The following is a 20560-nucleotide window of genomic DNA, read 5'->3' on the forward strand; positions in this document are numbered from 1 at the left end:
CGTTCCAGAGCGGCTGGCGTGCTTGCCCCATCGCATTGGGGAACGCCGTCCCTGAGACGTCGCATGTCAGGCTGCACGGGGCCTTGGCGAGATCCTGAGACGTTGCGTCTCACCGCCCCCATGGCGCCGTCCGGTGCTTGTCGAGGGCCGTGGATCGGCGCTTAATGCGCCGACAACGATAAGAAGCTGCAACCGGAGGCCTTCATGCTTTCCGCACATTCCAAAGCCCATGTGGACTGTGTCAGCCGGGTCCTGAAAAACGCCGCGCACCTGCCCCAGGCGCCGGTGCCGAGCCTGATTCTCGATTCCTGGCGGCGCTCCATGGAGCAGCACCGGCTGGACCCCGGCTCGCTGCAGGGGCCGCGCATCCTCTCGGAAAACCTGCTCAAGGAATGCCGCGAGCGCTCCGAGCTGTTCCTGCGCATCGCCAGCGAAGAAGTGGCCCGCCTGCATGGCCGGGTGCGCGACGCCGACTACTGCGTGCTGCTCACCGACGCCCAGGGCCAGACCATCGACTACAAAGTGGAATCCACCCTGCGCAACGATTGCCGCAAGGCCGGGCTGTACCTGGGCACCTGCTGGTCGGAAGGTGAAGAAGGCACCTGCGGCGTGGCTGCGGTGCTCACCGCGCGCACCCCGATCACCGTGCACAAGCGCGACCATTTTCGCGCCGCGTTCATCGGCCTGACCTGCTCCGCCGCTCCGGTGTTCGATCCCCAGGGCGAGCTGCTGGGGGTGCTGGACGTGTCGGCGGTGCGCTCCCCGGACGACCGCCGCTCCCAGCACCTGATCCGCCAGATGGTGGTGCAGAGCGCCCGGGAGATCGAACAGGCGTTCTTCATGAACAGCGCCCAGGGCTACTGGGTGCTGCGGGCCCATGCCAGCCCGGGTTATGTCGATAGCCAGCCGGACTACCTACTGGCCTGGGATGACGACGGCTGCCTGCGGGCCCTGAACCCGGCGGCGCGTCACTACCTGTTGCAACGCTTCGGGCGGCTGCCGCAACACATCGCCCAGGTGTTCGATCCGCAGCTGTTGCAGCGCGCCCGGGACGAGATCCTGTGCCCGCTGTCCGCCGAGCTGCATGGCCGCTTGCAGGCGCCGCGCCGGCCCCAGAGCCGCCCGCGCCGGAGCCTGGCCGGTGAACAGCTGGACCCGCGAGTGGAACAGAGCCTGCGCCTGGCGGTGCGAGTCAAGGACCGGCATCTGCCGGTGTTGATCCAGGGCGAAACCGGCTCCGGCAAGGAAGTCTTCGCCCGCCAGTTGCACCAGGCCAGCCAGCGTCGGGAGCGGCCCTTCGTTGCGCTGAACTGCGCGGCGATTCCCGAGAACCTGATCGAGAGCGAGCTGTTCGGCTATGTCGCCGGGGCCTTTACCGGGGCCTCGAACAAGGGCATGCAGGGCCTGCTGCAACAGGCCGATGGCGGCACCCTGTTCCTCGACGAGATCGGCGACATGCCCCTGGCCTTGCAGACCCGCCTGCTGCGGGTGCTGGCCGAGGGTGAAGTGGCGCCGCTGGGGGCCGCGCAACGCAAGGCGGTGGATATCCAGGTGATCTGCGCCACCCACCGCGACCTGGAAGCCCTGGTGGCCGCGGGCAGTTTTCGCGAGGACCTGTATTTCCGCCTCGGTGGCGCGCGCTTTCAACTGCCGCCGCTGCGCGAACGCAGCGACCGGCTGGCATTGATCACACAGATAGTCGAAGAGGAATCCCAGCGCTGCGGCGCGCCGGTGCAACTGGGCAATGCGGCGCTGGAGTGCCTGCTGGGCTACCGCTGGCCGGGCAACGTGCGGCAACTGCGGCATGTACTGCGCTACGCCTGCGCGGTGTGCGAAGGGCCGCTGATCCAGTTGCAGGATTTGCCCGAGCAACTGCGCGGCACCACAGCCGAAGGCGCCCTGCCCGCCCAGGAAAGCGCCACCAGCCCCGAGCGCCAGGTCCTGCTCGACGCCCTGGTGCGCCACCGCTGGAAACCGCTGGCGGCGGCCAAGGCCCTGGGCATTTCCCGCGCCACCCTGTACCGCCGCGTGCAGCAGCACGGCATCCAGATGCCCGGCAGAAGCCCGGTCTGAACCACACCAGCCGCGAGCGCCGGCTTGCCGGCGAACAGGCCCTCGAATTGCGCGCCGATCTTGCGGACGCCTTCGCTGGCAAGCCAGCTCCTACACGGTGCTCCGGAGCGTTGCGGCGTTTCTGTAGGAGCCGGCTTGCCGGCGAACAGGCCCTCCGATTGAGCGCCGATCTTGCGGGCGCCTTCGCTGGCAAGCCAGCTCCTACACGGTGCTTCGGAGTGTTGCGGCGTTTCTGTAGGAGCCGGCTTGCCGGCGAACAGGCCCTCCGATTGCGCGCCGATCTTGCGGGCGCCTTCGCTGGCAAGCCAGCTCCTACGGTTGCCGTGATGTCGTGGAATCAGGCAGGGCGGGCTGGAAACGGGCGCGGTAGCGTCCGGGGCTTTCGCCGGTCCATTTCTTGAACGCGCGGTGGAAGGCGCTGGGTTCCTGGAAGCCGGTCAGTTCGGCAATCTCGCTGATGCTGACGCCGGTGCGGCGCAGCAGTTCGACCGCAACGCCGCGGCGCACTTCGTCCTTGATCTCTTGATAGGAGCCGCCCTCGCGCTCCAGGCGCCGGCGCAGGGTGCTGGCGCTCATCTGCACCTCGCGGGCGAAGGCTTCCAGGGTCGGCCACTGGCTGTAGTGGCTGCCCCGCAGGCGCTGATGCACCTGGCGGGTCAGACCGTGCTGGTTGCGAAAACGGATCACCAGCCATTGCGGGGCGCTGCGCAGGAACACCTTGAGCGAGGCCAGGTCCTGGACCACCGGCAGGCGCAGGAAGCGGCTGGCGAATTCGATCTCGGTGCGCCCGGCACTCCAGCTCAGGTTGCTGCCCCACAGCAGCGCATCGTCGCTGAGGCTCAGGCGCGAATGGCGAAAATCGGCGCGATCGATGGGGATCCGCCGCCCGCCCAGCCAGCAAAGCAGGCTGATGATCAGCACCAGCAGGGTTTCTTCGGCGTAGTGGCTGCGCAGCGGGTCGGTGCAGCGGCTTTCAACGCTGATCACCGCGCGCTTGCCGCGCACGCCGAGGCTGGCGCCGACGTCCCGCAAAAACAGGCCAAAGTTGTTCAGGCACTGGCGCAGGGCCTTCTCCAGGTTGGGCTCCTGGATCAGCCCGCGGCAGATCAGGGCAAAGGCCCCCGGCGGCATGCCGCGGGAGTCGAGCTGGAAGAATTCGTCCTGCAACTCGCGGATCTGGATCAGCCACAAGGCCGCGAAGGCACTGCCGGACACCCGCGCCCGGGGCTGGTCGAGCAACGCCGGGTCGATGCCGGCCTCGCTCAATACCGCCGCCAGCCGCGCCGGCTGCTGGCGCAGGGCGTGGGTCATCACCCGGACAAAGTAGACCGCGACCGAATCCGTTTCACGCATGTAGAGGCTGTACTCCCGTAGCAGGACCTATGGCAAAAAACGCCAGCACCCTTGACCGCTTTCGGCATAGGCCGGCCACCGTGTGCGGCTCTAGACTCGCGCTGGATAACCCGCAGGGCAAGGCAACCGCGCCATGCTCCGCGAAGGCCATGAACAAAGGAAGAGCTGAAGATGAATCTTGCGACTATCGGGGTGATCGGCGCCGGCACCATGGGCAACGGCATCGCCCAGGTCTGCGCCCAGGCGGGCTTTGACGTGACCCTGCTGGACATCGCCCAGGGCGCCCTGGACAAGGCCCTGGCCACCATCGGCAAGAACCTCGACCGCCAGGTGAGCAAGGGCACCCTCGGCGAAGACGACAAGCGCGCCGCCCTCGGCCGGATCCGCATCAGCACCGACTACAGCGTGCTCAAGGACGCGCAACTGGTGATCGAAGCCGCCACCGAGAACCTGGACCTCAAGCTCAAGGTGCTGCAGCAGATCGCAGCCCAGGTCGGCGCCGAGTGCGTGATCGCCTCCAACACCTCGTCGCTGTCGATCACCCAACTGGCGGCCAGCGTCGGCGCGCCGGAGCGCTTTATCGGCCTGCATTTTTTCAACCCGGTGCCGGTGATGGGCCTGATCGAGGTGATCCGCGGCCTGCAGACCAGCGACGCGACCCATGCCCTGGCCATGGACATGGCCCAGCGCCTGGGCAAGACCGCGATCACCGCCGGCAACCGCCCGGGTTTTGTGGTCAACCGCATCCTGGTGCCGATGATCAACGAGGCGATCCTGGTGTTCCAGGAAGGCCTGGCCAGCGCCGAGGACATCGACGCCGGCATGCGCCTGGGCTGCAACCAGCCGATCGGCCCGCTGGCCCTGGCCGACCTGATCGGCCTGGACACCCTGCTGGCGATCCTTGAGGCCTTCTACGATGGCTTCAACGACAGCAAGTACCGCCCCGCGCCGCTGCTCAAGGAAATGGTTGCCGCCGGTTACCTGGGGCGCAAGACCGGTCGGGGTTTCCATCACTATGGCTGAGCGCTGCTCACGCTTTGCCGAAAGCCGCGACAAGGCCCTGGAGCTGTTCGCCAGCAAGGGCTTCGGCCAGGTCGGCATGCGTGAGCTGGCGAGCCACCTGGGGCTGACCCCGGGCTCGCTGTACCACCATTACCCGAGCAAGCAGCACCTGCTGCTGGACCTGATCGAGGAGTTCTTCGATGAGCTGCACAGCACCCTCAAGCGCCTGCAGCGACGCAAGCTGCAGGGTGACTGCCTGCCAGCGCTGATCCGCGCCCACCTGAAGCTGCACCGGGAATTGCCACGGCATTTTCGCCTGGTGGAGCGTGACAGCGGCTGCCTCAATCCCGACCAGCAGGTGCGGGTCGGGCAATTGCGCGAGCGTTACGAGCAGCAGTTGCTGCAACTGCTGGGTACCCCGCCCGGCCTCGGTGCGGCGGCCCAGCGCGCCGCTGCCCATGCCCTGGCCAACCTGCTCAACAGCGCCCCCGGCTGGTTGAGTGAGCAACCGCTGCCCGAGCGTGAACGCGAGGTCCTGCTGGAAAACCTGCTCAGCGGCGCCATCGAGCGGCTAATGGGGGGCGCACCGCTGCACAGCAACGTGGCCTGAGCCTCAGCGCAGCTGCAGCGGGTCCACCAGGCCAGCGGCAATCGCCATGCCCACCAGCGCGGGCAGGTGCTCGGCCTGCATGCGCTTCATCACCCGTGAGCGATACAGGTCGATGGTCTTGATGCTGACCCCCAGCTGTTCGGCGATCTCGCGGTTGGTGTAGCCCTGCACCAGGGGCAGCAACACGTCCTGCTCCCGTGGCGTCAGGCTCTGCAGCAACGCCTGCACCCGGGCCTGCCCGGCGCTCTGGCTCTGATGGCGGTCGGCGCGGCTCAGGGCCTGCTGCACGCTGTCCAGCAGCAGCTGTTGGTTGTAGGGCTTTTCGATGAAATCCACCGCTCCGGCCTTGAACGCGCGCACCACGATGGGCACGTCGGCGTGGCCGCTGACAAAGATCAGCGGCAGGTGGATATCGCGCTGGCGCAGTTCTTCCTGGACATTCAGCCCGCCCATGCCGGGCATGCGCACATCCAGCAGCACGCAGGCATTGAGGCTGGGGTCGCAGTGTTCGAGAAACTCGCGGCCGCTGGTGAAGGGCACGGCCTTGAGGCCCACCGACTCCAGGAGCCAGACGGTGGAGTCGAGCATGCCCGGGTCGTCGTCGACCACATACACCAACTGCTGCGCCTCACGGGTCATTGCCTTGCTCCTGTGGTTGGGTGGGAAGTTGCACCGGGATCGGCCGGGGCCGTGGCCGGCAGGTAGCAGCACATCGTCAAGCCACGGTCCTGGGGCTTGGCCTGCAAGTCGCCGCCAAAGCCTTCGACGATGCTGCGGCTCATGGACAATCCGAGCCCCAGGCCGTTGGCCTTGCTGGTGTAGAACGGGGTGAACAGTTGCGGCAGTTGCTCGGCCGAGACGCCCGGCCCCTGGTCGCTGACGCTGATCCGCACCCCGCCCTCGGCCGCTGCTTCGGCGCCCAGCACAATGTTCGAGCCTTGCTGTGGATGCACTTCGCGGTTGGCCTCGATGGCGTTGCGCAACAGGTTCAGCAGCACCTGCTCCAGCAGCACCCGGTCGGCGTACACCGGCGGCAGATTATCCGCCAGGCGCAACTCGATCGCCACCTCACAGGACTGGGCTTCCCAGGCACACAGGCGCACGGTTTCCCGGGCCACCTCGGCGATATCCAGGGCCTGCACCCGGCGCCCGCCCTTGCGCAAAAAGGCCCGCAGGCGCTTGATCACTTCGGCGGCGTGGGTCGCCTGTTCGGCGATCCGCTCCAGGCCCTGGGCGACCTTGCCGGCGGCCTCGGGCTGAGTGTCCAGGGCCTGCAAATAGCGTTGGCTGGCATTGGCGTAGTTGACCACCGCCGCCAGTGGCTGGTTGATCTCGTGGGCGATGCCCGAGGCCAGTTCGCCCAGGGTCACCAGCCGCGCGCTGTGGGCCAGCTCGTCCTGGTGATGGCGCTGCTGGGCCTCGCGCAGTTCGCGCTCGCTCTGGTCGTGGGCCACCAGGGAATAGAAGCGCTCGCCACTGGCCGCGCGGTGGGCCAGGAGCATCAGCGACACCGGCACCGAGGCGCCGCCGGCCGGCGGTTGCAGGCGCGCCTCGATGCTCCAGCGGCCGCTGCGCTCGGCGCGCTCCCAGCCCTCGCGCTGCAGGCTGTCCAGCACTTGAGCGCTGAGTATCGAGGCCAGACCGGGCATCGCCTGATCAGCCGCGAGCCCCAGGGTGCGCCGCGCCGCCGGGTTGAGGTAGGTCACGGCGCCACCGGGCTGGATGAACAGCACCGGGTCGGGGTTGGCTTCCACCACTTCCGCCAGGCGCCGCTTGTTCTCTTCGGCCTGGACCCGGGCAGTGATGTCCCGGGACACCGCCACCACTTCCACCACGGTGCCGGTGTAGGTATCGCGGATGCCCCTGCAGGCGGTTTCGAACCACAGGTAATGGCCGTCGCGGTGGCGGATGCGGTAGGTCATGGTGTGGTAGCCGTCCTGCTCCAGGGCGTCGCGGGTACGCTGCATCAGCCCGGCCAGGCCCTTGCTGTGGAACAGGCTGCGGGCCAGCAGGCCGCGCAGTTGTTCGGGCCAGTAGCCGAGCAGGGTCCAGGACGCCGGCGAAGCGTCGAGGAAGGTGCCGTCCGGGGTGTGCCGGGAAATCAGGTCGGTGGTGTTCTCGGTGATCAACCGGTACAGGCGCCGGGCCCGGGCCGAGTCGCGCTCGGCCTGGACCTGGGCGGTGGCCTCCTGACAGCGCGCCAGCACCCGCTGGCGCAGGGGGTCGGGGATGAAGCTCCAGAGCAGGATGCGTTCGCCGCACTGGGCTTCCACCTGTTCGATGGCGCGCTGCTGCTCCAGGCAGGCGCGCACCAGGGCCGGGTGGTTGATCGGCAGCAGGGCCGCGAGATCGCCAGTGGCCGCATCGTCCAGCCACTGGCGCAACGCCGGGTTGAGGTCCAGCGGCTGCGCCTGGGCGTCCAGCAGCAGGCTGGGCTGCGGGTCGTGGCCCAGCCAGGGCGAGTCCGGCAGCTGGCCTTCGCGCTGTAGCTGCAACCAGCGGCTCAGGTGGGTGGAGGTGGGCATCGTCGATCAACCTGTGGGAGGCAATAGCGGCTTTTTAATATAGTACAATTACTATACAACCCAGGTAGTACTTCCATATCAATCGACAAACAGTATATAAAAGACCCCGGATAAGTCACCGAGCTTTCGCTGGGTGTGTTGCGTACCTGCAAGGAACGCCTGATAGGAATCGCCTGATCGTAGGAGCTGGCTTGCCAGCGAAGGGGCCCGTGAGATCGCTTTCGCCGGCAAGCCGGCTCCTACGAGTGAAGGTGTTCTTGAGATCGCCTTCGCCGGCAAGCCGGCTCCTACGAGTGGTGGTGTTCTTGAGATCGCCTTCGCCGGCAAGCCGGCTCCTGCAGGTGAAGGTGTCGGTGAGATCAGGGCTCCGGGTACACAGCACGCGCACCGCAAGCATCGGCCAATAGAGCTAATAATCAGCCACCGGGTACCCGAACCATGTCCATCTACGAGCAAGGCCTCGCGCCGTCTGCCGTCAACCATATCGCCCTCTCCCCCTTGAGCTTCATCGAGCGCACCGCTGCGGTTTACCCCGAATATCCGGCGGTGATCCACGGTTCGATCCGCCGCACCTGGGCCCAGACCTACAGCCGCTGCCGGCGCCTGGCTTCGGCCCTGGCCGGCCGTGGCATCGGCCAGAACGACACGGTGGCGGTGATGCTGCCGAACATCCCGGCGATGCTCGAGGCGCATTTTGGCGTGCCGATGATCGGCGCCGTGCTCAATGCCCTCAACGTGCGCCTGGATGCCGAGGCCATCGCCTTCATGCTGGCCCACGGCGAAGCCAAGGTGCTGATCGCCGATCGCGAATTCCACGGGGTGATCCACGCCGCGGTGGCGATGCTCGATCACCCACCGCTGGTGATCGATGTCGACGACCCGGAATATGGCGAAGGCCAGGCGGTCAGCGATCTGGACTACGAGGCCTTTCTCGCCGAGGGCGACCCGGTGTATCCCTGGCAGTGGCCGCAGGACGAATGGCAAGCCATCGCCCTGAACTACACCTCGGGCACCACCGGCAACCCCAAGGGCGTGGTCTATCACCACCGCGGCGCCTACCTCAATTCCCTGGGCAACCAGATGATCTGGGCCATGGGCAACCACCCGGTGTACCTCTGGACCCTGCCGATGTTCCACTGCAACGGCTGGTGCTACCCGTGGATCGTCACCGCCCTGGGCGGCGTGCATGTGTTCCTGCGCCGGGTCGATCCGCAGAAGATCCTCAACCTGATCCGCGAGCATCAGGTCACTCACCTGTGCGGCGCGCCGATTGTGCTCAATGCCCTGGTGAACATGCCGGAATCGGCCAAGGCGGCCATCGACCACCCGGTCAACGCCATGGTCGCCGGGGCCGCGCCACCGGCCAAGGTGATCGGCGCGGTGGAGGAAATGGGCATCAAGGTCACTCACGTCTACGGCCTGACCGAGGTCTATGGCCCGGTGACGCTGTGTGCATGGCACGCCGCCTGGGATGAGCTGCCCCTGGAACAGCGGGCGCAGATCAAGTCACGCCAGGGGGTGCGCTATCCGACCCTGGAAGGGCTGATGGTGGCCGACCCGAAAAGCCTCGAACCCACGCCCCGAGACGGCCAGACCATCGGCGAGATCTTCATGCGCGGCAACACCGTGATGAAGGGCTACCTGAAGAACCCCAGCGCCACCGCCGAGGCCTTCGAGGGCGGCTGGTTCCACACCGGCGACCTGGGGGTGACCCACCCGGACGGCTATATCGAGATCCGCGACCGGCTCAAGGACATCATCATTTCCGGCGGCGAGAACATCTCCACCATTGAGCTGGAAGGCGTGCTCTATCGCCACCCGGCGGTGCTGGAAGCGGCGGTGGTGGCCCGGCCCGACGAAAAATGGGGGGAAACGCCCTGCGCCTTCGTCACCCTCAAGGCCGACCACCAGGACGTGAGCGAAGCCGAGATCATCGCCTTCTGCCGCGAACACCTGGCGGGCTTCAAGGTGCCGCGCACCGTGGTCTTCAGCACCTTGCCCAAGACCTCCACCGGCAAGATCCAGAAGTTCGTCCTGCGCGACCTGGCGAAAAACCTCTAGCCTGAATACACCGACCCAGCCCTTGTAGGAGCTGGCTTGCCAGCGAAGGCGCTCTCACCGGCCCATCCCTCGCAGGAGCTGGCCGGGCGGCGCTCCGCTTGCCAGCGAAGGCCTTGGCCAGGGCGATGCCTGGCTCGCGGGCCTGTTCGCCGGCAAGCCGGCTCCTACCAGGTGGCGGGGTCTGGGTTTTCGATTCATGCGGCCACGGCCGTTCAACCTCCCCTTTTGCCCGAGGTTCCTGCAATGCCCGAATTCAATGCTCCGCTGCGCGACATGCGCTTTGTCCTGCATGAAGTGTTCAACGCGCCAAAGCTCTGGGCGCGCCTGCCGGCCCTGGCCGACACCGTGGACGCCGACACCGCCGACGCGATTCTCGAAGAAGCGGCCAAGGTCACCGCCAACCTGATCGCCCCGCTCAACCGCAGCGGCGACGAGGAAGGCGCCAGCTGGCACGCCGGGCAGGTGCGCACCCCGGCCGGTTTCAAGGAGGCCTACCGCACCTACATCGAGGGCGGCTGGGTCGGCCTGAGCGGCAACCCGGCCTACGGCGGCATGGGCATGCCGAAGATGCTCGCGGTGCAGTTCGAAGAGATGCTCTACGCCGCCAATTCCAGTTTCGCCCTGTATTCGGCCCTGAGTTCCGGGGCCTGCCTGGCCATCGACGCCCACGCCAGCGAGGAACTCAAGCAGCGCTACCTGCCGCCGATGTACGAAGGCCGCTGGGCCGGCTCCATGTGCCTGACCGAAGCCCATGCCGGCACCGACCTGGGGATCATCCGCACCCGCGCCGAACCCCAGGCCGACGGCAGCTACCGCATCAGCGGCAGCAAGATCTTCATCACCGGCGGCGAACAGGACCTGACCGAGAACATCGTCCACCTGGTGCTGGCCAAGCTGCCGGACGCCCCGGCCGGGCCCAAGGGGATCTCGCTGTTCCTGGTGCCGAAGATCCATGTCGACGCCAATGGCAATCTCGGTGCGGCCAACGCGGTGAGCTGCGGCTCCATCGAACACAAGATGGGCATCAAGGCCTCGGCCACCTGCGTGCTGAACTTCGACGGCGCCAGCGGCTGGCTGATCGGCGAGGCCAACAAGGGCCTGGCGGCGATGTTCACCATGATGAACTACGAGCGCCTGTCGATCGGCATCCAGGGCATCGGCTGCGCCGAGAACTCCTACCAGAACGCCCGTACCTATGCCCGCCAGCGCATCCAGAGCCGCTCCCCGGCAGGTCCGGTGGCCAAGGACCAGATCGCCGACCCGATCATCGTCCACCCCGATGTGCGGCGCATGCTGCTAAGCATGAAGGCCATGACCGAGGGCGGCCGGGCGTTTGCCAGCTACGTCGGCCAGCAACTGGACCTGGCCAAGTTCGCCGACCAGCCCCACGAGCGGCACAACGCCGAAGCCCTGGTGGCGCTGCTGACCCCGGTGGCCAAGGCCTTCTTCACCGACACCGGGCTGGACAGCTGCGTGCTCGGCCAGCAGATCTTCGGCGGCCACGGCTACATTCGCGAATGGGGCCAGGAGCAACTGGTGCGCGACGTGCGCATCGCCCAAATCTACGAAGGCACCAATGGCATCCAGGCCCTGGACCTCTTGGGGCGCAAGGTGGTGGGCAACGGCGGCGTGGCCCTGCGCCTGTTCACCGGCGAGATCCGCGACTATGCCTACCTGCCCGGCGCCGCCTACGCCGCCGAGCTGCTGGACGCAGTGCAGCGCCTGGAAGACCTCAGCGACTGGCTGCGCGAGCAGGCCGCGCAGAACCCCAACGCGGTGGGCAGCGCCTGCGTCGAATACCTGCAGCTGTTCGGCTACGTGGCCTACGCCTACCTGTGGGCGCGCATGGCCCAGGTGGCCGAGCACCGGCGCGCCGAGGACGACGGCTTCTATGGCGCCAAGCTGGCCACCGCGCGCTTCTACTTCAGCCGCCTGTTGCCGCGCATCCTCAGCCTGGAGCAGAGCATCCGCGCCGGCAGTTCCCCGCTGTTCGGCCTGGAGGCCGAGCAGTTCTGAGTGCCTGGGCAGGGCGCCCGCCGCCCTGCCCCAGCTTCAGCGCCAAGCGCCAAGCGCCAAGCTCCAAGCTCCAAGCTCCAAGCTCCAAGCTCCAAGCTCCAAGCTCAGGCAACAGCACACCCCACGGATGCAAAACCTCAACCGGCCCGGCATACTTCGCACCCGGACACCGCCCAAGGAAGAAACGTGTTGGCCCCCGCCCTGATCATCGCCAGCTCAGCCATCATGCTGCTGCTTGGCAGCCTGCACCTGATCTACACCTTCGCCACCGACAAATTCCAGCCCCGTGATCCGGCCCTGGCCGAACGCATGCGCCAGGTGTCGCCGCTGATCACCCGCCAGACCAGCCTGTGGCGCGCCTGGGTCGGCTTCAATGCCAGCCATAGCCTGGGGACGATGCTGTTCGGCCTGGTCTACGGCTACCTGGCCTGGCTGCACCCGGCCCTGCTGCTGGAAGCCCGCGGCCTGCTGCTGATCGGCCTGGGCTTTCTCGCCGGCCTGTGGCTGCTGGCGATCCGTTACTGGTTTCGCATTCCCCTGGCGGGCATCAGCCTCGCCCTGATGCTGTTCGCGGTTGCCTGCGGTTTGCTGTTCATCTGAATCCAACCATCATCGGCCCTGTCATTTTCGAGTCCCTGCATGTCGCCCCTGTACACCTTCTGGTCCCGGCTCTACTACCCGCTGTGCTGGATCGCCGTGGCCGCGCCGGCGGCCAGCATGATCCATTGCAACCTGCACCTGATCGTGCCCCGGGAGGTCGGCGGCACGCTGTTCGGCGGTTCCATGGGGTTTCTGATGTACCTGGGCGGCTGGGCCCTCAGCGTGCTGGGCCTGGTGCTGGCGCTGCTGACCCGGATGCCCAGTGCACGTCTGGCCCTGATCGTCGCCGGGCTGGTGCAAGGGCTGCTGGGCCTGTGGTGGCGGATCAACTACCCGGATGATTTCGACGGCAACCTGATCTTCAGCATCCAGCCCCGGGAGCTGGACTATGTGATGGTCTTCGGCTTTACCCTGGTCTACGGCGGCGTCCACCTGTTGCGTCAGCAGCGGCTCAAGCCGCGCCCACCCGCCACTCGCAATGGGCTGTTGCTGCGCACCCTGTGGGCCCTGGTGCTGGCGGCGACCTTCATCCTCCCGCCGCTGCTGGCCATCACCCGCAAGCCCCTGCCCTACTGCGCCTTCGACCGGGCCGGCAATCAGTTGAGCGTATGCCTGGGCCCTGGCAGCCGGGTAATTGTCGACTGAGCGTCCCCCCGACTTCGTTCCTCCTTTTCTCGACCTTGATGAGTGTGCCCATGTCTCGCCTGTTTACCCTGTGGTTGTGGCTGTACCGCCCCCTGTGCTGGATCGTCGTCGCCATCCCGCTGTCGGTGATGCTGTTGTGCGACGTGCAGATGATGCAACCGCGGGATGTCAGCGGCACCTTGTTCGGCGGGGCCATGGGTTTTCAGTTGTACCTGTTTGCCTGGGTGCTGTGCCTGATCGGCCTGGTCCTGGCCCTGCTGACTCGGATGCCCGGCGCGCGCATGGCATGGCTGCTGGCCGGGCTGGTGCCATTGCTGCTCGGAGCCTGGTGGCGGCTCACCTACCCGGATGATGAAGATGGCAGCCGCGCGTTCAGCCCCCAGGACTGGGAGCTGGACTACATGCTGGGCATCCTGTGCCTGTTCGTTATCAGCGGCCTGTACTTCTACTGGCGCCGACGCCTCGTCTCACGGCCCGCCGCCACCAGCGCCGATGTGCTGTTTCTGCAAACCGTGTGGGCGCTGGTCCTGGCGGCGGCGTTCATCCTGCCACCGCTGAGCTTCATCAAGCAGCAATCCCTGCCCCGCTGTGCGTTCAACAAGGCCGGGGAGCAATTGACCGTATGCCTGAGCGATGATCCGAACGAGCCGGTCATTGTCGACTGAACCGACGCTGGCAGCAGCCCGCACAGAAAAAAGCCCCGGAGCGATCGGGGCTTTTTTCTGTGCGGTACTATCGATGCCTGGTGGCCGGTGACGCTCTGCGCACCGGCAAGGCGGCGGCGAAAGCCATGGCCTCTTCCCGGGTGCCGAAACTAGCGAGCCGATCACCCGCCGTACAGACCTTCCAGGGCCCGTGGTTGACGCTCAATACCTGATAACCGTTGATCTGCAACTTGTTCAGCAGCGGCGTACTCATGGACACCTCCCTTTTGTCAGCGTGGCTGGGGCTTGGGCGCTTTACCTTACACCCGCAGCACCCTCCGGCGACGGCCGCATGTCGGCGCGACGCGGTCATTTCCTCAGGTTCGCCAGAGGGTCGTAGGCGCGCGAGCGCTTGCGCTGGTGCTCAGGTTCCGGCTGATCCAGGGGCGCCCTGGCCGGGCCCACCGGATCGACCTGGGGATCGGCGAGGTCTGGCGAATCAGGGTCGAAGCCCGGGTCGTGGTGATTCGAGGCGTGCTCGGACGAGCGCGGCCCCGTGGGGGTCTTGGCAGCCATGGTCAGCTCCTGTGCTAGCCCGCAAAAAGGCGGGGACAGCCGTTGGATCGCGATCCGTTCCCAGGGTGCCGGCCAGCGGACCAATGGCCACCGGCAAATTGCATTGCAGCGAGCAGCGTCGCAGGATGACGCCCTGGCCCACAACCGCTCAAAAGGAAGTGCTGATGACGATTCGTGCCGTGGTTTTCGATTTTGGTGGCGTGCTGTTCGACTGGAGCCCGCATCACCTGTACCGCCAACTGATCACCGACGATGAGCGTCGCCAGTGGTTCCTCGACACCGTCTGTACCCAGGCCTGGAACACCCTGCAAGACGCCGGCCGGCCCCTGGCCGAAGCCACCCGCAGCCTGGTGGCAGAGTATCCCGAGCATGCGCCGTTGATCGAGGCCTATTACGGGCGCTGGCCGGAGATGCTCAAGGGGCCACTGGACGAAGGCGTGGCCCTGCTGGAGGAACTGCACCAGGCGCAGGTGCCGCTGTTCGGCTTGACCAACTGGTCCCAGGAAACCTTTCCCTATGCCTGGGAGCACTACCCGTTCTTGCAGAAATTTCGCGACATCGTGGTGTCGGGGCAGGAACGGCAGATCAAGCCGGATGCCGAGATCTACCACACCACCCTGGGACGGATTCGCGCGCATTTGCCGGGAGTGGCGCCTGAGGAGCTGGTGTTCATCGATGACCATGCGCCGAATATCGTCGCGGCCAGGGCGCTGGGCTGGCGGGCGATTCATCATGTGGCCGCGGGGGAGACGCGGAGGCAGTTGGGGGAGTTGGGGGTGGTTTGAGGGGCTGGGGAGATGGGGTACATATCCATTGCTGCGGTCATGGCCACTTAGGGTTTCGCTCTGACAGCGACATGCCGGCCTGAGGATGCATTGAGCGAACGCCTCCCCGGTAGGAGCTGGCTTGCCAGCGAAGGCGTCCACCCAAGCGCTGCATGCCTCGCGGGCCTCTTCGCCGGCAAGCCGGCTCCTACGAACAGCGCGTAACGCTTGGCTTCTGATCTTGATCTTCCGGCCCCTTTCCAGCAGGCCCTATGGAGGGGCAAGCGTTTTGAGTTCCTTTTTGCCGGGCCGGATAGGCCCCCAACCCTCCCTCCAAATCCCCCCTACTATCGCCATCCGCAATCACCTGCCCCCTGCATATCGCCCTTTGGAATTTCCACAAAATCAATCCCTTACCCCTGTGAATCCACCTGTCGGAAACCCACAAAATCAATGTGCCATTACCCGGCTATTTCCATCCGCGCTGCTTAACTGCAAAGGCTGCCAAGTACCGCAGCCCCCCTAAACCCCACGGAAGGCACACACCATGAGCCCCACCTCGCAACACACGGTTGTTCCCTATGGGGTAGCGATCCAGTCGGCAATCGCCGAAGGCAAGCTACCCCAGATGAAAGCCCTGCTGGCCAAGCGCAATCAGAAGGGCGACGAACCCAAAGATCTGAAAAACGCCTACGAACAACTGGCCAGGGAAGTCGCCCGGCTGGAGCAGCACTGATCGCTGTTTCCCCGTCATTGAATGGAGGCAAAGCATATGTCCGGTTCCAATTCCCAAGCCGAAGGTCTGTTCCCCCTGAGCTATCGCATCGGTACTGCTCAGGACGGGGCGCCCAGTCTGATCCTCAACCTGCTGGTCTACACCCCCGACCAAAGTGTGCGCGGCGGTTCGACCATCACCCAGGCGGTCAACCCGCCCCTGAACCTGCACAGCGATGTCTGGGGTCAGTACACCTACCTCACGGTCATGCCCCCCAGCGCCAGCAAGATCCTCATCACCGCCCAGGGCAATCAGGGCGGCCCCGGCTCCAATTCCATCATCACCTTCAAGCTGCACCTGGTAGTCGGCGAAAACTGGAAGGAAGGCATCGCCAACTACCAGTACTTCAACGGCCACGACTGGGTTTCGGTCAATCAGGTGCCGGCCCGCCTGCAGGAGTCGGTGCAGTCCAGCTCCCTGTCGACGCCAGAGCTCTCGGGCCAGTACAGCGCCGTGAACAGCACCAGCGCCGCGTTGTACGGCGGACCGATCCACGGCGCCATCGCCAGCGGCGATCTGGCCCAGATGAAGAGCCTGCATCGGGTGGCCACCCAGCAACTGGAGCAGCTACCGCTGATCCGCACCGCGCTGGATGCAGCCAAGGCCGAGATCAAGAAGCAGGAACGCCGCTGATCAAGGCCATCCATCACACCTGATGCTTTCTATCCAGATAAGGAGTTGCAGCATGACAATCGGACTGTTCCATACCCGCATCATCGTCGCCAATCCTGTGATCGGAGCGCCGGTGCTGACCCTCGACCTGCTGGTCAACACCCCGCAGAAAAGAGTCAGCGGCGTGGCCCGGATCACCCAGAGCACCTCGCCACCGCTGCAGTTCCGGGCGGACGTCTGGGGCGACTACTCCCAGGTCAAGCTCGATCCGTCCAGCGAGGGCCATATCATCCTCAGCCTGGCCGGCAACCCCAGCGGTCCCAACAGCCAGATCGCCGAGACGTTCCATCTGCAGGGCATCCTCGGCCTCGACTGGGCCAGCGGCTTTGCCAGCTACAAGTACCAGTACCAGGGTCATTGGCATGTGGTGCAACACGCCGCCGTGAGCCAGGCACCGGTGGAGCAGAAACAAAGCGAACGCACGGCCCAGATCGGCCTGCCGCATATGCATCCCCACCCGCTGTACGCGGTGGCGCTGCAGGAGGCCCAGACCAGCGGCGACCTGGCGCGGCTCAAGGCGCTGGTGGCCCAGGGCGAGCAGCAACTGGCCAACAGTGAAAACCTGAGCCAGGCGGTGCAGCAGCTGCAGGCGGAAATCAGCCGCCTGGAGCGCCGCTGAGTCCAGGCCAGCGGGGCCGGCCGTCATCGGCCGGCCCCGACTTGCGCCAAACCGATCGCGCCCTCGCCACCCACGGAAGGTGCGCCTGTTTCGATGGGTTGCTGCCGCGCACCGCTGGGTGCGCAAGGATCTCTCATGTCAGACCGTCTCCCCGCCCGCTACCTCAGCGAAAACGACCTCAAGCGCTATGTGCCGGTGCATGTGGTCTGGGAAATCACCCTCGCCTGCGACCTCAAGTGCCTGCACTGCGGTTCCCGCGCCGGGCACCGGCGCCCCGGTGAACTGAGCACCGAGGAATGCCTGGCGGTGATCGATTCACTGGCCGCCCTGGGCACCCGGGAAATCACCCTGATCGGGGGCGAAGCCTATTTGCGCAAGGACTGGACGCGACTGATCCAGGCCATCCACGACCACGGCATGTACGTGGCGATCCAGACCGGCGGACGCAACCTGACGCCGGCCAAGATGCAGGCCGCGGTGGACGCCGGGCTCGATGGCGTCGGCGTGTCCCTGGACGGTCTGGCGCCGCTGCACGACGCGGTGCGCAATGTGCCGGGCTCCTTCGACAAGGCCCTGGACACGCTGCGCCGGGCCAGGCAGGCCGGGCTGAAGATCAGCGTCAACACGCAGATCGGCGCCGCCACCCTGCCCGATCTGCCGGCCCTGATGGACCTGATCATCGACGCCGGCGCCAAGCACTGGCAGATCCAGCTGACGGTGGCCATGGGCAACGCCGTGGATCACCCCGAACTCTTGATGCAGCCCTACCAGCTGCTGGAAGTCATGCCGCTGCTGGCACGCCTGTACCGCGAAGGCAACGAGCGCGGCCTGCTGATGAACATCGGCAACAACATCGGCTACTACGGCCCCTACGAACACATGTGGCGCGGCTTCGGCGACGACCGGGTGCACTGGACCGGCTGCGCCGCCGGGCAGACGGTGCTGGCCCTGGAGGCCGACGGCACGGTCAAGGGCTGCCCGTCCCTGGCCACCGTGGGCTTCTCCGGCGGCAACGTACGCAACATGAGCCTGCACGACATCTGGCACTACAGCGAAGGCATTCATTTCGGCCGCCTGCGCTCGGTGGACGACCTATGGGGCTATTGCCGCAGCTGCTACTACAACGACGTCTGTCGCGGCGGCTGCACCTGGACTTCGCACTCGCTGCTGGGCAAGCCGGGGAACAACCCCTATTGCCACTACCGGGCCCTGGACCTGCAGAAAAAGGGCCTGCGCGAGCGCATCGTCAAGCTCGAAGATGCGGGCCCGGCGCCCTTCTCCGTGGGCCGCTTCGACCTGATCACCGAGCGCATCGACACCGGCGAAGCCGTGGCCAGCGTCAGCGACAGCGGTCAGGTGATCAAGCTGGCCTGGGTCAATCAGGGCCTGGCCTCCCCCGCCGAAGGCCGCATCCCGCCGCGCCTGGCCCTGTGTCGCAATTGCCTGGAGTACATCCACGCCGTCGAGAGCACCTGCCCGCACTGCCACGCCGATGTCGCCGCCGCCGAAGCCCGGCACCAGGAGGACCGGCTGCGCCAGCAGGCCCTGATCAACACCCTGCACCAGTTGCTGGGCCTGCCCCCGGAGCAGCCGCGCCTGTAATCGCCGCCAGTCCCGCCGCCGCGCCCGATCCTGGCGCGGCGGCGGTTATAGCAGCCCGGGCAAGCATCGAAAAACCATCTATAAAAAACCTCCGAACCAGGCGGATAAGGGCTTTGCTAAAGAAGTTCGTCCACAGGCCCGCGCGCCCCCTGCGACTGGAGCACAGCATGAAAGTAAATCCCTACCTGGTGTTCAACGGCGACTGCAAGGCCGCCTTCACCTTCTATGCAAAATGCCTGAACGGCACCCTGGAAATGATGATGACCTTCGGCGAAAGCCCGGCTCGCGAGCACATCAGCGCCGACTGCCACGAACGCATCATGCACACCCGCCTGAGCGTCGGTGACCAGTGGCTGATGGGCTCGGACACTACCCCGGAACGGCCCTACCTGGGCATCCACGGCTGTTCGATCTCGTTGAACATCGACAATCCTGCCGAAGCCGAACGGGTGTTCGCCGCCCTCGCCGAGGAAGGCAAGGTGCAGATGCCACTGGAAGCCACCTTCTGGGCCGAGCGCTTCGGCATGCTGGTAGACCGTTTTGGCGTGCCATGGATGGTCAACTGCGAGAAGCGCCAATAGCCCGGCCCACTGCGTCCCACTCCTCGGGTGCCGTGCCCTGCGGCACCCACCGCCACGCCTGCTGTGAAAGATTTTGCGCACTTCATCAAACAGCCATCAGCACCCTGTACTAGGATACGAGGCGACCCTTCGTCGCTCAGCGTAAACAGGAGCTAAATCAACCGCTATCCAAACTCGTTGCTATAAGGCAGCCCTTCCACACCTCCTCATTCATGGATGAAATGATGAACTCACAAATACTGTTTCCACACATTGGCAAGGTCATCGCCAGCACCGGAAGCCGCAGTTTTCCGCGCATGCTGCACGACCTGATACTCACCCAACTGGCTGTAGACGCCACCCATATCACCCAACTGCGGGCCGACCCGCAGGCGGGCGCCGACAGACCCGGCAAGCCCCTCATGCAGACCCGCCATCCGCTTCATGCCAGTAACGATCCGCTGCTGTGCGCCGCTTTTCCCGAGCAGCCCGAGCAGCCGGTCCAGGGCCCGCTGCTGCATCGCCAACGCGGCAACCTGAATCCGGCGCAACTGCACCTGACCGGCCGCAAGGACTCGTACCACTACGTGCTCTCGGTGTACCGCAGCAGCCAGGCCCAGAGCTTCTCCCCCCAGGAGCGGCTGTTGCTGGAAGACATCTCGCCGCTGCTGCTGCCCATGGTGGAAAAGCACATCAGCGCCCTGCAGCCCCACGGCGACAGCGCCGAGCAGAACGGTGCCGCCATCGAGGGCCTGACGACCCTGCGCCTGCGTTTTGCCGAGCGCCTGGAGCAGTCCGGGCTGCACCTGTCCAACCGCGAGCTGGAGGTCTGTGTCGGGCTGCTGGCCGGGCGTACCGCGCCGCAGCTGGCCGAGCAGCTCAAGCTCAAGGTCAATACCGTGGAGAGCTACCTGAAGCGCGCCGCCATCAAGCTCGGGATCAGTGGCCGCCACTCGCTGCTGCGCTGGATGTACTCGCCCCAGGAAGACGCGCCGGGCAGCAACGATGGTGCACCGGCCTGATCCGCCACCGGTCCTGACCCGCTGACCCGACCCTGCCGGCCCCAGCGCCGGCGGGGTTGTCCGGGCGCGGATCAGTCCCGGGCCAACGCGTCGATCGACTGCAGGCGCGCTGCATCAGCCCGGGCCGGAACGGCCCCTTGAGCACCGCATAGCCACCGATGGTGTACAGCGGCGAGTCACCCTGGCACGCCTTGCGGATCGGCTGATTCAGCTGTAGGAAATTGGCTATCCGTCGACGACGCTCATGGCCTGGCGTGGGTCTTCGCCCCCTTGCCCCGGACGAGCCACCCGGGCCCGCGCGAACCCGCCGAAAACCCCGCCGGCTGGCGCCAAAGGGTTGTTGCAGAGGCTTGGCGCAATACCTGGACAAGGCTCTGGCATGGCTTGCCTGTCCCCGTTTCCCCCTACAGACGCCGGGCAAAGCCATAGGCTTAAATTCAG

The 20560-nt window shown here is 66.1% G+C and carries 20 protein-coding genes; 15 read left to right on the forward strand and 5 right to left on the reverse strand.

Annotated features, from left to right (window positions below; translation table 11 throughout):
• The first annotated feature begins 204 nt into the window (after window positions 1–204).
• The gene (locus BLV47_RS19085; RefSeq protein WP_092316144.1) at window positions 205–2073 is read left to right on the forward strand and encodes a sigma-54-dependent Fis family transcriptional regulator; all 1869 of its coding nucleotides are present in this window, start codon (window positions 205–207) and stop codon (window positions 2071–2073) included.
• Window positions 2074–2385: 312 nt separating this feature from the next.
• Here BLV47_RS19085 and BLV47_RS19090 read toward each other — a convergent pair whose 3' ends face one another.
• The gene (locus tag BLV47_RS19090) at window positions 2386–3426 is read right to left on the reverse strand and encodes an AraC family transcriptional regulator (protein WP_092316146.1); all 1041 of its coding nucleotides are present in this window, start codon (window positions 3424–3426) and stop codon (window positions 2386–2388) included.
• A 171-nt stretch (window positions 3427–3597) separates the two neighbouring features.
• Here BLV47_RS19090 and BLV47_RS19095 point away from each other — a divergent pair, with 171 nt between their 5' ends.
• Together BLV47_RS19095 and BLV47_RS19100 are read left to right on the forward strand one after the other, a co-directional pair.
• The gene (locus tag BLV47_RS19095; protein ID WP_092316148.1) at window positions 3598–4449 is read left to right on the forward strand and encodes a 3-hydroxybutyryl-CoA dehydrogenase; all 852 of its coding nucleotides are present in this window, start codon (window positions 3598–3600) and stop codon (window positions 4447–4449) included.
• Window positions 4442–5038 (forward strand): TetR/AcrR family transcriptional regulator, encoded by a 597-nt coding sequence (locus BLV47_RS19100; RefSeq protein WP_092316150.1) that lies wholly within the window; start codon window positions 4442–4444, stop codon window positions 5036–5038. The genes BLV47_RS19095 and BLV47_RS19100 overlap by 8 nt, the downstream gene beginning before the upstream one ends.
• A gap of 3 nt (window positions 5039–5041) precedes the next feature.
• Here BLV47_RS19100 and BLV47_RS19105 read toward each other — a convergent pair whose 3' ends face one another.
• Window positions 5042–5677, reverse strand: a complete 636-nt coding sequence (locus BLV47_RS19105; protein ID WP_092316152.1) for a response regulator transcription factor — start codon at window positions 5675–5677, stop codon at window positions 5042–5044.
• Window positions 5674–7563, reverse strand: coding sequence for a PAS domain-containing sensor histidine kinase (locus BLV47_RS19110; protein WP_092316154.1), 1890 nt, complete (start codon window positions 7561–7563; stop codon window positions 5674–5676). Before BLV47_RS19110 ends, BLV47_RS19105 begins: the two co-directional genes overlap by 4 nt.
• A gap of 438 nt (window positions 7564–8001) precedes the next feature.
• Between BLV47_RS19110 and BLV47_RS19115 the strand changes: the two genes are divergently transcribed.
• The 5 genes from BLV47_RS19115 (at window position 8002) to BLV47_RS19135 (ending at window position 13550) form a co-directional block, all read left to right on the forward strand.
• Window positions 8002–9624 (forward strand): acyl-CoA synthetase, encoded by a 1623-nt coding sequence (locus tag BLV47_RS19115; protein ID WP_092316156.1) that lies wholly within the window; start codon window positions 8002–8004, stop codon window positions 9622–9624.
• Between the two features lie 243 nt (window positions 9625–9867).
• Window positions 9868–11640 (forward strand): acyl-CoA dehydrogenase C-terminal domain-containing protein, encoded by a 1773-nt coding sequence (locus BLV47_RS19120; RefSeq protein WP_092316158.1) that lies wholly within the window; start codon window positions 9868–9870, stop codon window positions 11638–11640.
• Between the two features lie 186 nt (window positions 11641–11826).
• Window positions 11827–12240, forward strand: coding sequence for an LIC_13387 family protein (locus BLV47_RS19125; RefSeq protein WP_092316160.1), 414 nt, complete (start codon window positions 11827–11829; stop codon window positions 12238–12240).
• A gap of 39 nt (window positions 12241–12279) precedes the next feature.
• On the forward strand, window positions 12280–12885 hold the full coding sequence (locus BLV47_RS19130; RefSeq protein ID WP_092316162.1) for a hypothetical protein: 606 nt from the start codon (window positions 12280–12282) through the stop codon (window positions 12883–12885).
• Between the two features lie 50 nt (window positions 12886–12935).
• Complete coding sequence (locus BLV47_RS19135) at window positions 12936–13550, forward strand: hypothetical protein (protein ID WP_092316164.1); 615 nt, start codon at window positions 12936–12938, stop codon at window positions 13548–13550.
• A gap of 67 nt (window positions 13551–13617) precedes the next feature.
• Here the strand turns inward: BLV47_RS19135 and BLV47_RS19140 are convergent, their stop codons facing one another.
• On the reverse strand, window positions 13618–13803 hold the full coding sequence (locus BLV47_RS19140; RefSeq protein WP_092316166.1) for a DUF2188 domain-containing protein: 186 nt from the start codon (window positions 13801–13803) through the stop codon (window positions 13618–13620).
• A gap of 95 nt (window positions 13804–13898) precedes the next feature.
• Window positions 13899–14105 (reverse strand): DUF6021 family protein, encoded by a 207-nt coding sequence (locus BLV47_RS36250; RefSeq protein ID WP_162884127.1) that lies wholly within the window; start codon window positions 14103–14105, stop codon window positions 13899–13901.
• A gap of 164 nt (window positions 14106–14269) precedes the next feature.
• Here BLV47_RS36250 and BLV47_RS19150 point away from each other — a divergent pair, with 164 nt between their 5' ends.
• The 7 genes from BLV47_RS19150 to BLV47_RS19180 all read left to right on the forward strand — a co-directional run bounded on the left by BLV47_RS19150 (window position 14270) and on the right by BLV47_RS19180 (window position 20119).
• Entirely contained in the window at window positions 14270–14890 is a 621-nt protein-coding gene (locus BLV47_RS19150) for an HAD family hydrolase (RefSeq protein WP_092316170.1), read from the forward strand.
• Window positions 14891–15416: 526 nt separating this feature from the next.
• Complete coding sequence (locus tag BLV47_RS19155) at window positions 15417–15605, forward strand: DUF1843 domain-containing protein (protein ID WP_092316172.1); 189 nt, start codon at window positions 15417–15419, stop codon at window positions 15603–15605.
• Between the two features lie 36 nt (window positions 15606–15641).
• A complete protein-coding gene (locus tag BLV47_RS19160; protein ID WP_092316174.1) occupies window positions 15642–16277 on the forward strand; it encodes a DUF1842 domain-containing protein in 636 nt (211 codons plus the stop codon).
• Window positions 16278–16329: 52 nt separating this feature from the next.
• Entirely contained in the window at window positions 16330–16935 is a 606-nt protein-coding gene (locus BLV47_RS19165) for a DUF1842 domain-containing protein (RefSeq protein ID WP_092316176.1), read from the forward strand.
• Window positions 16936–17070: 135 nt separating this feature from the next.
• Window positions 17071–18537 (forward strand): GDL motif peptide-associated radical SAM/SPASM maturase, encoded by a 1467-nt coding sequence (locus tag BLV47_RS19170; RefSeq protein ID WP_092316178.1) that lies wholly within the window; start codon window positions 17071–17073, stop codon window positions 18535–18537.
• Window positions 18538–18704: 167 nt separating this feature from the next.
• Complete coding sequence (locus BLV47_RS19175) at window positions 18705–19118, forward strand: VOC family protein (protein ID WP_092316180.1); 414 nt, start codon at window positions 18705–18707, stop codon at window positions 19116–19118.
• Between the two features lie 224 nt (window positions 19119–19342).
• On the forward strand, window positions 19343–20119 hold the full coding sequence (locus tag BLV47_RS19180; RefSeq protein ID WP_092316182.1) for a helix-turn-helix transcriptional regulator: 777 nt from the start codon (window positions 19343–19345) through the stop codon (window positions 20117–20119).
• The last annotated feature ends 441 nt before the right edge of the window (window positions 20120–20560 follow it).

The organism is Pseudomonas saponiphila, from assembly GCF_900105185.1.
GTDB lineage: Bacteria > Pseudomonadota > Gammaproteobacteria > Pseudomonadales > Pseudomonadaceae > Aquipseudomonas > Aquipseudomonas saponiphila.

Bases quoted from the DNA above. Each gene is read 5' to 3' on its own strand.
- BLV47_RS19085 (WP_092316144.1), top strand. From the start codon at position 205: ATGCTTTCCGCACATTCCAAAGCCCATGTGGACTGTGTCAGCCGGGTC.
- BLV47_RS19090 (WP_092316146.1), bottom strand. From the start codon at position 3,426: ATGCGTGAAACGGATTCGGTCGCGGTCTACTTTGTCCGGGTGATGACC.
- BLV47_RS19095 (WP_092316148.1), top strand. From the start codon at position 3,598: ATGAATCTTGCGACTATCGGGGTGATCGGCGCCGGCACCATGGGCAAC.
- BLV47_RS19100 (WP_092316150.1), top strand. From the start codon at position 4,442: ATGGCTGAGCGCTGCTCACGCTTTGCCGAAAGCCGCGACAAGGCCCTG.
- BLV47_RS19105 (WP_092316152.1), bottom strand. From the start codon at position 5,677: ATGACCCGTGAGGCGCAGCAGTTGGTGTATGTGGTCGACGACGACCCG.
- BLV47_RS19110 (WP_092316154.1), bottom strand. From the start codon at position 7,563: ATGCCCACCTCCACCCACCTGAGCCGCTGGTTGCAGCTACAGCGCGAA.
- BLV47_RS19115 (WP_092316156.1), top strand. From the start codon at position 8,002: ATGTCCATCTACGAGCAAGGCCTCGCGCCGTCTGCCGTCAACCATATC.
- BLV47_RS19120 (WP_092316158.1), top strand. From the start codon at position 9,868: ATGCCCGAATTCAATGCTCCGCTGCGCGACATGCGCTTTGTCCTGCAT.
- BLV47_RS19130 (WP_092316162.1), top strand. From the start codon at position 12,280: ATGTCGCCCCTGTACACCTTCTGGTCCCGGCTCTACTACCCGCTGTGC.
- BLV47_RS19135 (WP_092316164.1), top strand. From the start codon at position 12,936: ATGTCTCGCCTGTTTACCCTGTGGTTGTGGCTGTACCGCCCCCTGTGC.
- BLV47_RS19140 (WP_092316166.1), bottom strand. From the start codon at position 13,803: ATGAGTACGCCGCTGCTGAACAAGTTGCAGATCAACGGTTATCAGGTA.
- BLV47_RS36250 (WP_162884127.1), bottom strand. From the start codon at position 14,105: ATGGCTGCCAAGACCCCCACGGGGCCGCGCTCGTCCGAGCACGCCTCG.
- BLV47_RS19150 (WP_092316170.1), top strand. From the start codon at position 14,270: ATGACGATTCGTGCCGTGGTTTTCGATTTTGGTGGCGTGCTGTTCGAC.
- BLV47_RS19155 (WP_092316172.1), top strand. From the start codon at position 15,417: ATGAGCCCCACCTCGCAACACACGGTTGTTCCCTATGGGGTAGCGATC.
- BLV47_RS19160 (WP_092316174.1), top strand. From the start codon at position 15,642: ATGTCCGGTTCCAATTCCCAAGCCGAAGGTCTGTTCCCCCTGAGCTAT.
- BLV47_RS19165 (WP_092316176.1), top strand. From the start codon at position 16,330: ATGACAATCGGACTGTTCCATACCCGCATCATCGTCGCCAATCCTGTG.
- BLV47_RS19170 (WP_092316178.1), top strand. From the start codon at position 17,071: ATGTCAGACCGTCTCCCCGCCCGCTACCTCAGCGAAAACGACCTCAAG.
- BLV47_RS19175 (WP_092316180.1), top strand. From the start codon at position 18,705: ATGAAAGTAAATCCCTACCTGGTGTTCAACGGCGACTGCAAGGCCGCC.
- BLV47_RS19180 (WP_092316182.1), top strand. From the start codon at position 19,343: ATGAACTCACAAATACTGTTTCCACACATTGGCAAGGTCATCGCCAGC.